Below are 15,154 nucleotides of genomic sequence, written 5' to 3'. Positions count from 1 at the left end.
GGGGTTCCTTTCAGAAATGGATCGTGAATCGCTGCTACTGGGCGCCCTGTTGCGCGCCTTGTTGGGCACCGCCCTGTTGGCCGCCCTGTTGCATGCCGGAGCCGCCCTGGGAATCCTCCGGCGGATCCGCCTTGGAGGTCCCCAGGATGTCGATCACGAAGACCAGCGGACCGGCCGGCTGCTGGGACTCGGAACCGAGCTGTTCCTTGCTGCCGTAGGCCTTGTCGGTGGGAACTTCGAGGAGGACTCGGTCGCCGACCTTCTTGCCCTTGAGACCTTCGCCCCACCCCTTGATGACCTGGTCCAGCGGGAAGCCAGTGGGGTCCTTGGTCCAGTTCGAATCGAACTGCTTGCCGTCGGACCAGGTCACGCCCGAGTACTTGACGTAGACCTTCTCGCCGTCCTTGACCTCGTCTCCGCTGCCGTCGATGAGGTTCTGCGCGGTGACGCTCTTCGGCTCTTCCTGGCCCTCGGGGATCGAGATCTCCGGGCCGCTGTCCTTCATCGTGACCTTGGGGAGGCCCTCCTGGGGTGGGACCTCGGAACCTTCGGCTGACTTCTTGAGCTTCTTGGAGACGGTGTAGATCTCCACGGCGCTCGCATCCTTGTCGTCGGAACCACCCGACGAACCCTGGGATGAGTTGTCTTCGGGTTTCTTGGCATAGGCGAAGCTGGTTCCGACCTTGGTGTCCTTCAGGATGTCGTAGACCTTGGGAAGCTTTTCCTTGAGCTGGTCGTTGACGGTGATCGTGATCGGAGAGCCGGAATAGGTATCGCCCTGGCTCTTCTGGTCCGCACCGCTGAAGACGGCCGCGTCCACGAGCACCGTGTCGCCTTCCTTGACGTCCTCGCCGTCGCCCTCGTCCAGGACACGGCTGTCTTCGTCCTTGACGGACAGGGGGGTGTCGAAGGACACCGAGGGGGCCTTGCCTTTGCCCTGATCCTTGAAGTCCACGGATTCGAGATCGTTGCTGCCGCCGCACCCTGCCAGAGCGAGGGTGAGAGCGATTGCGGCGGCAGAAAGTTTGAGAGATTTGCGCACTGTTGGTTTCCTCGTCGTCGTGAGTGAGCGGTGAGAGCTCGTGAGTGACGTGCCACCGCCCTGAATGACTGTATTACACCTGAGCCACAGCCGAAGAGGCCGGTCAGATCAACGGCGGCATGGCCCGTTGATCCCGGCGCGTCGCGTCCTGCATTGCACGGATCGATTTTTCCACCTCGGCGTCCTCCGTCGCGAAGGGATCCTGGCATGAGTGAGACAGCGCAATCTGCTGATTGATCTTGAAATGCACCCAATCGACCGTGTAATCCAGACCCGCGGCACGGGCCGCTGCGATGAACCGCCCGCGAAGAGCAGCCCTGGTCTCCGGAGGTACGGTCTCCGCCCTGGTCACGGACTCCTCACTGACCCAGCGGCGGGCCAACCCCTTGGCCTGCAACAGGTAGAACACTCCTCGGTTCTGCTTGATGTCGTGGTAGGCGAGATCCACTTGTGCGATGCGTGGGTGAGAATAGTCGGCGTCGAGCTTCTCTGCGGTTCGGTCCAGGAGCTTTTTCTTGATGGCCCAGTCGATTTCGGTATCAATCGCCGAGGTGTCCTGCGTTTCGATCGCGTCCAGGGTGCGACCCCAGAGGTCCAGGACGTATTCGGTCTCCGGGCGAGGTGCCCCCTGCTGATCCGTGTAGGAAACCGCAGCGTCGAGATACAGCCTCTGCAGGTCGAGGCCGGACATCTTCCGGCCATCCTTCAACTCGACGGTGGTCCGCCCGGTCAGGTCGTGGGACAAGGTTCGGAGCGCTTGACCGGTGTTCGCCAGCTCGAGATCGTCCAGACCCTGCCGGTCCTCGATCATTCTCAGGATGAGGTCGGTCATCCCGGCTCGGGCCAAGGTGGTCGTCTCCGACATGTTCGAGTCCCCCACGATCACGTGAAGGCGCCTATACTGCGCAGCATCGGCATGCGGTTCGTCCCGCGTGTTGATGAGCGGTCGTGATCGCGTGGTGGCAGAGGAAGCCGCCTCCCACACATAGTCCGCCCTCTGGGAGAAGGAATAGGAAGGTTGTCCGCTTTCCGGCGCGCCGTTGATCTGGGGAGGACCCGACGGATGGACACGGCCCGCACCGACAACCAACTGTCGGCTCACCAGGAACGGAACCAGGAACCGCACGAGCCTGGAGAATTCGGCCTTGCGTGAGAGCAAATAGTTCTCGTGGGATCCGAAGGAGTTGCCGGCCGAATCCGCGTTGTTCTTGAACAGATACAGCTTGCCCTCCAGCCCCTGCCGGTTGAGGGCTTCCTCGGCCTGGTCTGCGAGCTTTTCGAAGAGCCGCTCCCCTGCTTTGTCCTGGCGGACGAGATCAGTCAGATCCGCACACTCAGCGGTCGCATATTCCGGATGGGACCCGACATCAAGGTAGAGACGCGAGCCATTTTCCAGGAACACGTTGGAGGACCGCCCCCACTCGACGACGGGGCGAAACAGCTTGCGCGCAGCCTCCTCCGGGCCGAGCTGCCCCATTCCGGTCATTGAGTACCGGATACCGAATTCGGTTTCGATACCGAAGATTCGTTGCTCCATGGGGCCTACTGGCCGCCCTTCTGGACGAAACCGCGCACGTAGTCCTCGGCGTTCTCCTCCAGGACGCTGTCGATCTCGTCGAGGATGTCGTCGGTGTCGTTGACGAGACCCTGATCGACCGGCTGCTGGGCGCCGATCAGTTCCTGGTCCTCCTCACGTGCCTGGTTCTGCTGACGGTCTTGCGAGGATTCACGAAATTGTGCCATGTCTGTGGTCCTTTCTGATCAGGGGATTCTTCGGAGACCGATGCGGCTCAGCGCCTGATGCGCGTTGTTGCTCGATTCGAGCACGTGCTGAACCTGCTCGCTGGTGCAGTTCGTTGGCTCGTCCATGAGCCATCGGTGGGTTCTGTCCGTGCTCGGGTCCTTGACGGACAGGACCTCCCAGCCGGCCGATACGACCTCCTGGGGCCAGCGGCCGATCAGTTTTCCTCTCAGATACGCGCGAGTGTTTTCCGGCGGCGTCGAGACGGCGGCGTCGATCCGCTCCGGTTCGATCAGTCTTCTGATCCGTCCGAGCGATTCCAGCTTGGTGTAGAGACTCTTCTCCGGACGCAGATCCGAATACTGGAGGTCGAGCGCCTGGATCTTCGGATGATCGACGCCGATGCCGCGCGCCTCGTACTGGCGAATCAGAGAATATTTCGCGACCCAATCCAAACGGTCGGCGAGTGAGAGGGGGTCCTTCTCCAACCCTTCGAGCACCTCGAACCATATTCCGAAGGTCTTGCGGCTCGACTCCGAGTCCCACCCTTCGCGGTCGGCGAGGTCCTGAGCGGCTTCCGCGTAGGAGCGCTGCATCTGGACCGCGGTCATGCGACGTCCGTCCTGCAGTTCGAGCGTCGCCCGGAGGTCGGGATCATGACTGACAATACGCATTGCTTCAACCGGCCGGGCGAGTCGGAGGTCAGGTGCGCAACCGTGTTCGATGAGTGTGAGCACCGCGGCCGCACTCGCGAGCTTCAGAAGGACGGAGGTGTGCGCGAGGTTGGAATCCCCGGTGATGACGTGCAGACGGCGGTACTTGTCGGAATCCGCGTGCGGCTCGTCCCGGGTATTGACGATGGGCCGGCGAATCGTTGTCTCGAGACCGATCTCCCGTTCGAAGAAATCCGCACGCTGACTGATTTGGAAGCCGGGCCGCACTCCGTCCGCGCCGATACCGGCACGGCCCGCACCAGCGATGACCTGGCGTGTGGCCAGGTACGGGATGAAGTCCCTGGCGAGACTCTGGAAGTCTTGGCTGCGCGGGACGAGATAGTTCTCGTGGGCACCGTAGGAGACGGACTTGTTGTCGGTGTTGTTCTTGTACAGGTTGATGGGTTCCGGCCAGCTCGAACCGTATCGGTCCGTCACCGACGCCGCAGCCGCTGCCGCGATGCGGTCTCCCGCGAGATCCCAGGCGGTCGCCGCCCACGGGTCGGTGGTCTCGGGAGCCGAATACTCCGGATGCGCATGGTCGACGTACAACCGGGCACCGTTGGGGAGGACACGGTTCATGACCGCCCTGTCCCAGAACGCTGGGCTGAGCATGTCCGGGGATTCCTCGTAGAGCTCCCGCGCGACGTCCTCGCTGGTCAACACATGTCCCTGGTGGGTGAGCTGGCTCGGGTGGGCTTCTGCGGCGCCCATGCTGTAGCCCCGGGCATCCTCCAGTGGGGTCTCCGATTCGTAGTCCCATCCGGCTTCCGCCGCGGCGTCCTCATAGCTATCGACCACGAGAGTCGAGAGGACCGTCTCGTGAGCCGATGGCTTGGACGGGCACACGACGCCGTATTCGGTTTCGGTGCCCATGATGCGCTCGAAAATCACGACGCCGCCCTCTCGTCCTCCCGAGCGCGTGTACCGCTTTCGGGCGGTTCGATGCCCGTCAGCGGGACCGAATATCCGATGTAGTTCAGCCAGTCCTCGATGTCTCCACGGGATGCGGAGTCACGCTGCTGCTCGAATTCGTCGCGGGCACTGGTCCTCAGATGCTCGAGGCTCAGGCCCCGGCGCCCGTGGTCCAGGTAGTCCTTGATCGCGAGTTTCTTGGCACGATCGACGATGTTCCGGATCAGCGCTCCGGACAGGAAGTCCGACCAGTATGTGGTGATACGGCGGCCGTCGGCAAGCACGGCATCCAGGTAGCGCCGGTCCTCGTCCCTCGAGAAGATCTCGGCCACGACTTCATGGATCAAACGCGAGACCGTCGCGTCCCTGTCGCCCGCGTGGCGGGCCAGCTCCTGTTCCTCGAGAGGGAGTCCGGGATGAACGTAGAGGCCGAAAATTTCGGCCGTGCCCTGGTAGTCCGGGCGGTCCACGCGGACCTTGACGTCCAGGCGACCGGGGCGCAGGACGGCGGGATCGATCATGTCCTCACGGTTCGTCGCGCCGATCACGATTACGTTGTCCAACGACTCGACTCCGTCGATCTCGGCCAGGAGCTGCGGAACGATCGTCGTCTCCACGTCCGAGGACTTCCCCGCACCCCGCGTGCGGAACAGGGATTCCATTTCGTCGAAGAAGATGACCACCGGATTGCCCGCCGTGGCCTTGTCCCTGGCGCGGGAGAAGATGGCGCGAATCTGCCGTTCGGTTTCGCCCACGAACTTGTCCAGCAGTTCCGGCCCCTTGATGTTCAAGAAGTATCCGCGGAGCGTCCCGTCAGGCTTCTGCCCGGTCATGCGATCTGCCAGGGCCTTGGCCACGGCCTTGGCGATCATGGTCTTGCCGTTTCCTGGCGGCCCGTACAGCAGAATGCCCTTGGGCGGCTTGAGATCATATTCGCGGTAGAGGTCCGGATGAAGGAAGGGCAATTCGACGGCGTCACGAATCTGCTCGATCTGGGACGAGAGACCGCCGATATTCTCGTAGGACACGTCCGGAGTTTCCTCCAGCACCAGATCCTCGGCGTCCGTCTTGGGAACCATGCTCAGGGCGACTCCGCTGGAGGGGTCGTAGGCGACGGCGTCGCCGACTCTGATCTCCTGGTGGGCCAGTTGGCCGGATCGCAGAACGACGACCTGCGTATTCGACCCCGTCCCCAGGACGAGCCGTTCGTGTCCCAGGAGTTCGCGGACTGTCGCGATGTCGCCGGTCTGCTGAAAACCCACACAGGCGCAGGCGCCCACGGTTTCGGTCAACAGCACGGTCATACCCACCTGGACGTCCTCAATGTCCAGAACCGGGCTCACCGGGACCCGGACGCGACGTCCACCCATCACGACGTCGAGACTCTCCTGCGTGGCGATCAGCGGAGGAGCGTCTTCCGCCATCGACGCCGCGGAGAGGTTTCTGCGGTTGACGCTCACCACCTTGGCCTGGTTCATGGGCGCCTCGAGATCCTGGGCGATGACCTGCTTCAGGCGCTGGATGTCTCCCCTGGCGTTTTCCAGCGCACGAACGAGCTTCTCGTTGCGCTCCGTGGTGTCCTTGAGGCGGCGGTTCAGCTCCGCGCGCTGGTCGCGCAACGTGTTCACCTGTCGCTGGGTCATCTCGAAATCTCGTTGGTTCACTGTGGAGTCAGACTGGGCCATGCATCAAGCATGGCACTGAGGGCAGGCTAGTCTCCACTCGGGTCCGCATCGTGGCCTTGGTACGCGGCGCGATCGGCAAGCTTGCGAGCATCTCGCGCAGCCCGCCGCAATTTTCGATCGGAAACATTTCTCTCACCCAATGCCATGGGAGTCCAGGCGTTCATGTCCTCCTCGGTGAATTCCGTCTTCGACGCCCGTCGTTTCGGAGCAAGCCGCCCCGATCCGTCCGCGAGCCTCCGTGCGGAGATGAGGAAGCCGGTGTGCGCAACCATTCGGTGATCGGGGCGAACCGCAAGGCCTTCGACGTGCCACCCACGGACCATGGTCTCGAAGGACTCCGGTTCGGTGAACCTTCCGTCAGCCCGCAAGGCCTCTGCCACCCGGGACAGCTGGGTCACCGTGGCGACGTAGCAGATGACGACGCCGCCGGGAACGAGCGCGGTGGCCACCGCCGAGACGCATTCCCAGGGGGCCAACATGTCCAGGACCGCCCGGTCGACCGTGCCCGGGGCCTCATATTCCCCCAGTTGCTCGGCGAGGTCCCCCAGAGTGAGGTTCCAGGCCGGGTGGGGTCCTCCGAACATGGTTTCAACGTTTCCCTGGGCGATCTCAGCGAATTCTTCGCGACGTTCGAAGGACCGCAGGTGACCCGTGTCGCCGATCGCGCGGAGCAGCGAAATGCTGAGCGCGCCGGATCCGACCCCGGCTTCGATGACGCGGGCCCCAGGGAAGATGTCGGCCATGGTGATGATCTGGCCCGCGTCCTTGGGGTACACGACCGCGGCGCCCCGAGGCATCGAGAGAACAAAGTCTTTCAGCAGGGGCCTCAACGCCTGGTACTGGACGCCCACCGAATTGGTGATCACCGTGCCCTCGGGCTGACCGATGAGATCATCGTGCACCAGGACACCGCGGTGGGTGTGGAATTCCCCGCCCTCTTCCAGCGTGATCGTATTCATTCGGCGGCGCTCGTCCGTCAGCTGGACACGGTCTCCCGATCGGAAAGGACCGCGCCGGTTGTGGGCGCCGGTCGCCGTTTCGTCGTGGGATGCCGAGGTGTCTGAGGCCATGGAAGTGGATCTCCTGGTGTAGGGCTTGAGGATCGTCGCCTATTGTCTCACGAGGTATCGTCGCCGACCTCGCCCCGCCAGCGACTACGGGTGGTTTCGATCGGACTGACCGCGTTTGACGGCGTCGATGACGTCGGTCTCGAACAGGACCGAACCGCGTCCTTGCCAGGATGCTACGGGCCAAATGCGCCCGGGGAGGCGGGCGATCTGGGAGACGAGCGCCTGTCCCTTCAGGTTGCCCGGAACCGGGTTGTCCCACGCGACGGAGACCATGAGGGATTCCGCGGTCGCAGACAGGTCACCCGCCGCATCCGCGGCCATCATGGCCTGGCCATCCACGACACCGAGTCCCTTGCCGTCCGTTCCGGTGACGACGAACACGGCCCGAGGATCCGGGAGGGACGGGAAATCGCTCAGGGGCTGCATCCGGTCGACGGGAACCGTCGGCCTGGCCAGTCCCGCCACGGAGAGGGTCCCCACGGCCTTGCGCATGGCGATGTTCCGATACGCCTGAAGGGAACCGGACAGGATGATGAAGGCGACCATGACCGTCAGGACGATCATTCCCAGGCTGTGCCACGCGCCTGATGCCACGAGCCAGACCAGGAGGCCCGCCGAAGCAACGAATCCCAGAACGGCGGCTGCGCGCGTCCCCGCATCCCGTGACCCCGTGACCTTCCAGACGAGGGCTTCCACAACGTAGCCTCCGTCCAGTGGGATGCCGGGCAGCAGATTGAAAATGCCGACGAAACCGTTCGACGTCGTCAACAGGTACAGCACCAGGGCCGGCCATCCCCCGACGTCGGCCCAGGCAAGTACCGCCCACCCGATCGCGGCCAGAACCAGGTTCGAAACCGGACCAGCCAGCGAGACCAGCGCCGAGCGGCCCGCGCTGGCGCGGCCCGAGGGGAAGGTCGTATGACCTCCCATCAGGGTCAGATTGATGCCGGCCACCGACCACCCGAACGCTTTCGCGGAGAGACCGTGGCTCAGCTCGTGGATCAGGACAGAGACCGCAAGCAACACGGCAAAAACCAGTGCAGCTCCGTAGGCACCCGGCCCCAGCCACGGGAATCTGGACGAGAGGAAACTGCCGTAGCCGAAAACGATCAGAAGAGTCAGAAGGAACCATGACCGCGAGAGCCGCACGGGAATGCCCGCGATGCGCCCGAGGGAGAGCCCGTCAGCCGAAGTCATGAGTCATCACACCGCAATGCCCAGGCGGGCAGTGATGAGGGCGGCGACGTCGTCCCTGCTGCCTGCCGGTTCCCCGGACAGGGCGGCCGAGGCCCACCCGTCAATGGCTCGGACCGCGGAGGGCGCGTCGAGGTCGTCCGCCAGTGCGTCACGGACATCCGAGACCAAACGATCGCTCGGTGACGTGTCCGGCTCGGGTTCCGTCGGTTCCTGCCGAAGCGCTTCCCTCCACCGGGCGAGCTTCTCGGTGGCCTCCCCGAGCAAGGCCTCGCTCCACGACCAGTCGGCCCGATAATGGTTGGACAGGATCGCCAACCTGATGGCCGCCGGGTCGATGCCCTGCTGACGCAGGGAGGAAACGAGCACCAAGTTGCCTTTGGACTTGCTCATCTTCTCGCCGTCGAGCCCGACCATTCCCGTATGAGCATAGTGTTCGGCCATGAGCTCGCCGGTCATCGCGAAGGCGTGCCCTGCACCCATCTCGTGGTGCGGGAAGCGAAGATCGTTGCCCCCGCCCTGCACGGTGTAGGGCATACCCAGGTATTTCTCGGCGATCACGGTGCACTCGATGTGCCAGCCGGGCCTCCCGGGTCCGAGAGAGCCGCCGTCCCATTCGGGCTCCCCCTCGCGGTGAGCTCTCCACAAGAGGGCATCGAAAGGATCGTGCTTGCCAGGACGGTCAGGGTCTCCCCCGCGCTCGGCAAACAACGGGGCCATGTCGGACTCCGAATAATTGGACACGTACCCCAGATACCAGCGAGCGGGGTCGTTGTGCGTGTCTGCTGCCTTGCGAACGCTGAAGTAGACATCCCCGGCAGGATGCTCGGTTCCCTCAGCGTCCACGTACCCTTCCGCCCGATAGGCCAAGCCGTCGTCGACCATTTGTTCGACCCACGGGACGATCCAGTCGACGGACTCGGTCGCTCCGATGTAGTGCTCCGGAGGAATCACGGACAGCGCTTCCATGTCCGCCCTGAACAAATCCGTCTGGTCCTCGGCCAAAGCTTTCCAGTCGACACCGGTTTGTTCTGCCCGCTCAATCAAGGGGTCGTCGACGTCGGTCACGTTCTGGACGAAGGTGACCTGGTACCCCGCATCGCGCCACGCACGGTTCAGAAGGTCGAAAGCCACGTACGTGGCCGCGTGACCCATGTGGGTCGCGTCGTAAGGTGTGATCCCGCAAACATAGAGCCTTGCCGAGTCGGTGTCCCGGGGAAGTCCGACGATTTCGTTGAGGCGGGAGTCGAAGATCGACGGTACGGGGGCTCTGTCGTGGAGCGCTGGAATTTCGGGGGCGGACCAGGCGCGCATATGTACCTTTCAGTGAAGACGTGTGCAGCGTTGCGGGGCGGAATCAGGCGGAGAGCACTCCCGTGCCCAACAGCGCGAAGACGACGGCGCCGAGGACAATCCGGTACCAGACGAAGATGTTGTAGCTGTGGTTCGAGATGAACTTGAGCAACCACCCAATCATCACGTAGCCGACGACGAAGGCGATAACGGTGGCGAGAAGAGTCGGACCCACGGAGTAGTAATCGTCGAAGCCATCGGTCAGCGACGTGGCCAACTTGTAGAGGCCGGACAGAAAGACGGCTGGAATAGCGAGGAGGAAGGAGTACCGGGTAGCGGCTTCACGGGTGTATCCCATGAACAGGCCGGTCATGATCGTTCCGCCCGAGCGGGACACCCCAGGGATCAGAGCCAGTGCCTGACCGAGGCCGTAGAAGATGCCGTGCTTGACCGTCAGATCCTTGGTCTCCAGTTGTTCCCGACCGATCCGATCCGCAATCGCGAGGAACACGCCGAAGACGATGAGCATCGTCGCCGTGATCCAGAGGCTCCGGAATTCGGTGTCGATGTAGTCCTGCAGAAGCAGACCCAGGACTCCGATCGGGATCGAACCGATGATGATGAACCAGCCCATCCTGGCGTCCGGATCGGACTTGTCCACCCTTCCGAACAGGGAACCGAACCATCTCGAGATGATGCGCACGATGTCACGCCAGAAGAACAGCAGGACCGCCAATTCGGTGCCCAGTTGGGTCACCGCCGTGAAGGCCGATCCGGGGTCCTGATCATTCGGCAGGAGTTGCCCCACGATGCTGATGTGCGCCGATGACGAAATCGGGATGAACTCTGTCAGGCCTTGAACAAGGCCGAGAATAATTGCTTGAAACCATGCCACGGTTCGACTTTACCCAAAAGGCGGTGGCTACCGTGTCAGTCATTGCCGGCTGTGGGTGAAGTTACAGCCAGTTTGCCGATTCCGTTCAGGCGGCTCCCACGTGCGAAAACGCTATTTGAGGTCTTCCGCCTCGATATCGTCCAGGTCTTCGTCGAGGTCGTCGTCCTCGTTCTCGTCGAGGTCCTCGTAGTCCTCATCGAACTCGTCCTCATCCTCGTCGTCCTCATCCTCGTCCTCGACGAAGACTTCGAGGGGTGTGACCTCGTTGTAGGCGACGTAGATGGCGTCCTCGTAGACCTCGAACGCGTCCGCAATGCCCAAGTAGGCATTCTCGACGGCCGTGTCCTGCTCGCCGCGCTTGGCGGCCAGGGCAGTCAGATGTTCTTCGAAGGCCTGGATGAGCGAGTTGAGCGCGACGCGCGGATCGGTAGTCATGCCTCTAAACTATCCGACTTTCCCCCTCGGGGAAACACCGCCTTGGAAGGGCGTGGATTGGTCACATCGCACCCGGTCACGAGCTCGGCCACCGGTCCCACTGCCAGCACGAGGGAGCCTGTCGATGGAGCATGCGACGTCGGAACACGCTCGAACAACGAAAAAACCGGTTCGCCGTTCAACCATGAGAGTTGAACGACGAACCGGTTCCGTGGTGCGCGAGGGGGGACTTGAACCCCCACCCTCTAATACGAGGACTAGCACCTCAAGCTAGCGCGTCTGCCTATTCCGCCACCCGCGCAGGTGATCTCGGAAGCTTGCTTCCGGGCAACGAGTAATAACTTACTTGATGCCTCAGGCCTGCGCAAATCCTGAATAGCCCACGCCAGGTGACAGTTGTCACACCCTGTTTCCTCCGGTCAGCCGGAGGTGCCTGCGCTCTGCCACGAGAACTCGAAATTCTTCCTCTTCTTGGGGCCGACGCCGCGCAATAGCGTGCGCGTGCCGGACGATTCGGAGGACAGATCACGCCAGATGCTGACGGTCGAGGGCAACTGCACGGGCGCGCCGAATTCCACGGTCCACTCGCAGGGGGCCGAGGGATCGGACGTCACCTGGCTCAGAGCCCGCGACGCGCAATACATACCGTGTGCGATGGCGCCCTTCATGCCGAACAGCTTCGCCGAGGCATTGCTCAGATGAATCGGGTTCGCATCACCCGAAACCTTGGCATAGGCGCGACCCGTGGTCGAGGGCAACCGCCACTGGCCGATCAGAGTCAGTCCGACTCTGGGATCCGGCCTGTGATCTCGAGCAGAATTTCCGGATGCTGTCGCGCGATCCGACTTCTCCGCTCCTCCAGACGCCTGCTTGGACAAATAGAGGGACTCGTCCGTGTAGGCGAGCTCGCCGCTGCTGTCCCAGATCTCGGCCAGGATTCGCACGGTGGTCCCCCGACGGTGACTCCCGAATTCCTTGACTCGGACCCTGACCTTGACCGTGGTGTCCAACGTGACCGGCCGATGCTGGGTCACCGAGTTCTCGAGATGAATCAGGCCCAGAAGACGGAGCGGGAATGATTTCTTGGACATCAGTTCCATCGCAATCGGGAACGTCACGGCGTGCAGATACCCACCGTGGGCGTACTCCCCCTCCCTGGCTGCGACGACACTCCGAAATGCGGCGTCGTCGGTCGCGGCAATGCGAATGCGGCGCTCGACAGGAGGCAACGAGGCGGGGCTCGGAATGGCGGCGTCGCTCGGGCCCTTGCGGTCCGTTCGGCGCCTGCCGACGAGGGAGGTCGCTTCCTTGCCCAGAATGTTCACGTACATGCCCGCAGGTCCGGCCTTGTCCCGAACGGCATCGGCGAATCCGCCCTTGGCGCCGCGTCCCCTGCTGCCCTTGATCGGTATGCGAGGAATCTTCATTACGCTCCCACCATGGATTGACCGCAGACACGCAAGGTCTGACCGTTGATTCCCGCCGCGGCGTTCGAGGCCAGGAAACCCACGGCCTGGGCGACGTCCTCCGGCTTGCCGCCTTGCTGCAGCGAATTGAGCCTCCGAGCGACCTCTCTGGTCACGGTCGGCATGGCCTTGGTCATTTCGGTCTCGATGAAACCTGGGGCCACCGCATTGACCGTTCCTCCCGCTTGCGCGAAGTCGACGGCCATGGCCGAGACCATTCCGATGATTCCTGCCTTGGACGCACCATAATTGGTCTGTCCGCGGTTGCCGGCGATACCGCTCGTCGACGCCAAGGAGACGACCCTGGGATTCGGGCCGAGCGCTCCGGAGTCCAAGAGCTGGCGGTTCATCGCCAATTGCGAGGCCAGGTTGACCGCGAGGACCGACCCCCACTTGTTCTCGTCCATATTTGCAAGCATCTTGTCCCGGGTGATGCCCGCATTGTGGATCACGATGTCGAGGTGCCCGAAGTGCTTGCGGGCCGTCTCGGCGATCTTCGATCCTGCGTCCTTCTGGGTGATGTCCAGCTGGAGGGCAACGCCGTTGACGCTGTTGGCAACCTTCGAGAGCGCCTCGCCCGCCGCCGGGACATCAACCAGAATCAGCTCCGCACCGTCGTCGTGGAGGCGCCGAACGATGGCTTCACCAATTCCGCGGGCGGCGCCCGTCACCACGGCCACCTTGCCGTCCACCGGCGCGTCGGCTTCCACCGTGTGCGGTTTGGCAGGGTCGACCGACAAGGGTTGGCCGCTGATGTAGGCCGAGCGAGCGGACAGCAGGAACTTCAAGGGCCCCTGGACGCTCTCGTGCTCCGGGCCGAGCTCGGGGGCGAGCTTCAGCAGGTTGCACGTCGATCCCTTGCGCATCTCGTGGGCGAGGGACCTCATGAACCCCTCGACCGCTTTCTGGGTCGCCACCAGCTCGGGTGACGACTCGTCGTCCTCATGGTCCGTGGATCGGCCGAGCACGATCACTCGCCCGCATGTCCCCAAGCTCCTCAGCGCGGCCCCGACAGCCAACGCTCCGTTCTGGAGATCGGCCGGCGTCGCCGCATCGGTGAAGTCGGCGATGATCGCCCCGTAGCGTGTCCGGCTCTCGGGATGTCTCCGGACCTCGAGGTTCCAATCGAGCAGCGTTTCGGCGAGTCCGTCGGCGCTCTGCCCGCCGACCACGAGGACCTTCCGGTCGTTCAGCAGGTCCTGGCCCGGTGCATAGCGCCGGAGCTCAACCGGCTGCGGAAGGCCGAGGGCCCCCGCGACTTTCTTGCCGACGGACGAGTTCACGATCTGTGCGTATGAGTCCTTCATTTGTCGCAATATCCTCCCTGTTCGGGTCGCTCTTCTACCGGGTGGGCTGATCCGCTTCGAGAATCATCGTCACTCCGAGTCCGCCCGCGGCACAGACGGAGATCAGACCGCGCTGGGCCTTGCCCGTTTCCTGAGCCGATTCGTGCAATTGCTTGGCGAGCGTGGCCACAATCCGTCCGCCCGTGGCGGCGAAGGGGTGTCCGGCCGCCAGAGAGGAGCCGTTGACGTTGAGTTTGCTCCGATCGATGCTTCCGACCGCGGTCTGTCGGCCCAGCTTCTCGCGAGCGAATTCTTCCGACTCCCAGGCCTTGAGGTGGCAGAGGACCGTCGATGCGAATGCCTCATGGATTTCGTAGTAGTCGAAGTCCTTCAACTCGAGGTTGTTTCGCTCGAGCAAACGGGGGACGGCGTAGGCCGGAGCCATCAACAGACCTTCTTCACCCTGGACGAAGTCGACCGCGGCGGTCTGCGCATCGACCACGCGGGCGAGCGGAGTGAGCTGGTGGTCGTCCGCCCACTCTCGGTTGCCCAGGAGGACGGCAGATGCGCCGTCGGTCAGCGGCGTCGAGTTGCCAGCCGTCATCGTCGCTTCTTCGGGGAGGTTCCGACCGAAGACAGGGTTCAGCCCGCCCAGTTTTTCGAGTGTCGAGTCGGCGCGCAGGTTGTTGTCCTTGCCCAGTCCCCGGAATCCCGTCAACAGGTCGTCGAAGAATCCGCGCTCGTAGGCCGCCGCGAGGTTCTTGTGGCTGGCCAAAGCCAACTCGTCCTGATCCTCCCGCGAGATTTCCCAGGCCGCTGTGGTGATGGCCTGGTGCTCCCCCATCGACAACCCGGTGCGGGGTTCGCCTGTGGTCGGAGCAGCTGGCTTGATGTCCGCGGGGCGCAGCTTCGAGACCGCGGCCAGGCGCTGCTTGAGCGTTTTGGCCCGGGCCAGCTCGAGAAGGCTGCGACGAAGGCCCTCGGAGACCACGATCGGTGCGTCCGATGCGGAGTCGACGCCGCCGGCAACGGCCGAGTCCATCTGGCCGAGTCTGATCTTGTTGCTCAGCCCCCAGACGGTTTCGAGCCCGGTCGCACAGGCCTGCTGGACGTCGTATGCGGGTGTCGAGGACTCGAAGGCCGAGCCCAGCACCGCCTCACGTGTCAGGTTGAAATCCTTCGAGTGCTTGAGCACGGCCCCGGCGGCCACTTCGCCCAACGGCTGACCGGCGAGCCCATAACGGGCAGCCAGTCCGTCGAAGGCGGTGGTCAGCATCTCGAGATTGCTCGAGGACGCATAGGCCCCATTGGAGCGTGCGAATGGAATTCGGTTGCCGCCGAGTACGTAGGCCTGGGACATGGATCCTCCGGATCTTTGTTGGGGCGTGCCGCCGTTCGAGGCCCCTGCCCTTGTTTACC

13 protein-coding genes and 1 tRNA gene are annotated in these 15,154 nt (G+C 63.4%); all 14 read right to left on the bottom strand.

The genetic code is table 11. The features are described 5' to 3' along the window. Positions 1-34: 34 nt before the first annotated feature. Complete coding sequence (locus EWU68_RS03210; protein WP_129314377.1) at positions 35-1,042, bottom strand: FKBP-type peptidyl-prolyl cis-trans isomerase; 1,008 nt, start codon at positions 1,040-1,042, stop codon at positions 35-37. A gap of 103 nt (positions 1,043-1,145) precedes the next feature. Next, positions 1,146-2,579 (bottom strand): Pup--protein ligase, encoded by a 1,434-nt coding sequence (pafA, locus tag EWU68_RS03205; RefSeq protein ID WP_129314376.1) that lies wholly within the window; start codon positions 2,577-2,579, stop codon positions 1,146-1,148. A gap of 5 nt (positions 2,580-2,584) precedes the next feature. After that, complete coding sequence (locus EWU68_RS03200; protein WP_129314375.1) at positions 2,585-2,785, bottom strand: ubiquitin-like protein Pup; 201 nt, start codon at positions 2,783-2,785, stop codon at positions 2,585-2,587. Positions 2,786-2,803: 18 nt separating this feature from the next. Beyond that, positions 2,804-4,390, bottom strand: coding sequence for a depupylase/deamidase Dop (gene dop, locus EWU68_RS03195; protein ID WP_238692275.1), 1,587 nt, complete (start codon positions 4,388-4,390; stop codon positions 2,804-2,806). Beyond that, positions 4,387-6,054 carry a proteasome ATPase gene (gene arc, locus EWU68_RS03190; protein ID WP_162421349.1) on the bottom strand — a complete coding sequence of 556 codons (1,668 nt, stop codon included), beginning with the start codon at positions 6,052-6,054 and terminating at the stop codon, positions 4,387-4,389. Before arc ends, dop begins: the two co-directional genes overlap by 4 nt. Before the next feature lie 68 nt (positions 6,055-6,122). After that, positions 6,123-7,166, bottom strand: a complete 1,044-nt coding sequence (locus EWU68_RS03185) for a tRNA (adenine-N1)-methyltransferase (RefSeq protein WP_129314373.1) — start codon at positions 7,164-7,166, stop codon at positions 6,123-6,125. An 84-nt stretch (positions 7,167-7,250) separates the two neighbouring features. Further along, positions 7,251-8,363: a site-2 protease family protein gene (locus EWU68_RS03180; protein WP_129314372.1), complete on the bottom strand. Its 1,113-nt coding sequence runs from the start codon at positions 8,361-8,363 to the stop codon at positions 7,251-7,253. Positions 8,364-8,369: 6 nt separating this feature from the next. Next, a complete protein-coding gene (gene mshC / locus EWU68_RS03175) occupies positions 8,370-9,674 on the bottom strand; it encodes a cysteine--1-D-myo-inosityl 2-amino-2-deoxy-alpha-D-glucopyranoside ligase (RefSeq protein ID WP_129314371.1) in 1,305 nt (434 codons plus the stop codon). Positions 9,675-9,717: 43 nt separating this feature from the next. Further along, on the bottom strand, positions 9,718-10,548 hold the full coding sequence (locus EWU68_RS03170; RefSeq protein ID WP_129314370.1) for an undecaprenyl-diphosphate phosphatase: 831 nt from the start codon (positions 10,546-10,548) through the stop codon (positions 9,718-9,720). A 111-nt stretch (positions 10,549-10,659) separates the two neighbouring features. Continuing rightward, positions 10,660-10,983 carry a hypothetical protein gene (locus EWU68_RS03165; RefSeq protein ID WP_129314369.1) on the bottom strand — a complete coding sequence of 108 codons (324 nt, stop codon included), beginning with the start codon at positions 10,981-10,983 and terminating at the stop codon, positions 10,660-10,662. A 212-nt stretch (positions 10,984-11,195) separates the two neighbouring features. Beyond that, positions 11,196-11,284, bottom strand: a tRNA-Leu gene (locus EWU68_RS03160). Positions 11,285-11,402: 118 nt separating this feature from the next. Continuing rightward, on the bottom strand, positions 11,403-12,410 hold the full coding sequence (locus EWU68_RS03155) for a MaoC family dehydratase (RefSeq protein ID WP_129314368.1): 1,008 nt from the start codon (positions 12,408-12,410) through the stop codon (positions 11,403-11,405). After that, complete coding sequence (locus tag EWU68_RS03150) at positions 12,410-13,756, bottom strand: 3-oxoacyl-ACP reductase (RefSeq protein ID WP_129314367.1); 1,347 nt, start codon at positions 13,754-13,756, stop codon at positions 12,410-12,412. Before EWU68_RS03150 ends, EWU68_RS03155 begins: the two co-directional genes overlap by 1 nt. 34 nt (positions 13,757-13,790) lie before the next feature. Next, positions 13,791-15,095 carry an acetyl-CoA C-acetyltransferase gene (locus EWU68_RS03145; protein WP_129314366.1) on the bottom strand — a complete coding sequence of 435 codons (1,305 nt, stop codon included), beginning with the start codon at positions 15,093-15,095 and terminating at the stop codon, positions 13,791-13,793. Positions 15,096-15,154 lie beyond the last annotated feature (59 nt).

The sequence above is a fragment of the Rothia koreensis genome (assembly GCF_004136575.1).
Lineage (GTDB): Bacteria > Actinomycetota > Actinomycetes > Actinomycetales > Micrococcaceae > Rothia > Rothia koreensis.
This window is presented reverse-complemented; position numbering and strand designations above follow the sequence as displayed.

Excerpts from the sequence above, each read along its gene's own strand:
- mshC (WP_129314371.1), bottom strand. The coding sequence starts at position 9,674 with ATGCGCGCCTGGTCCGCCCCCGAAATTCCAGCGCTCCACGACAGAGCC.
- pafA (WP_129314376.1), bottom strand. The coding sequence starts at position 2,579 with ATGGAGCAACGAATCTTCGGTATCGAAACCGAATTCGGTATCCGGTAC.
- EWU68_RS03180 (WP_129314372.1), bottom strand. The coding sequence starts at position 8,363 with ATGACTTCGGCTGACGGGCTCTCCCTCGGGCGCATCGCGGGCATTCCC.
- EWU68_RS03150 (WP_129314367.1), bottom strand. The coding sequence starts at position 13,756 with ATGAAGGACTCATACGCACAGATCGTGAACTCGTCCGTCGGCAAGAAA.
- EWU68_RS03185 (WP_129314373.1), bottom strand. The coding sequence starts at position 7,166 with ATGGCCTCAGACACCTCGGCATCCCACGACGAAACGGCGACCGGCGCC.
- EWU68_RS03145 (WP_129314366.1), bottom strand. The coding sequence starts at position 15,095 with ATGTCCCAGGCCTACGTACTCGGCGGCAACCGAATTCCATTCGCACGC.
- EWU68_RS03165 (WP_129314369.1), bottom strand. The coding sequence starts at position 10,983 with ATGACTACCGATCCGCGCGTCGCGCTCAACTCGCTCATCCAGGCCTTC.
- EWU68_RS03200 (WP_129314375.1), bottom strand. The coding sequence starts at position 2,785 with ATGGCACAATTTCGTGAATCCTCGCAAGACCGTCAGCAGAACCAGGCA.
- arc (WP_162421349.1), bottom strand. The coding sequence starts at position 6,054 with ATGACCCAGCGACAGGTGAACACGTTGCGCGACCAGCGCGCGGAGCTG.
- EWU68_RS03155 (WP_129314368.1), bottom strand. The coding sequence starts at position 12,410 with ATGAAGATTCCTCGCATACCGATCAAGGGCAGCAGGGGACGCGGCGCC.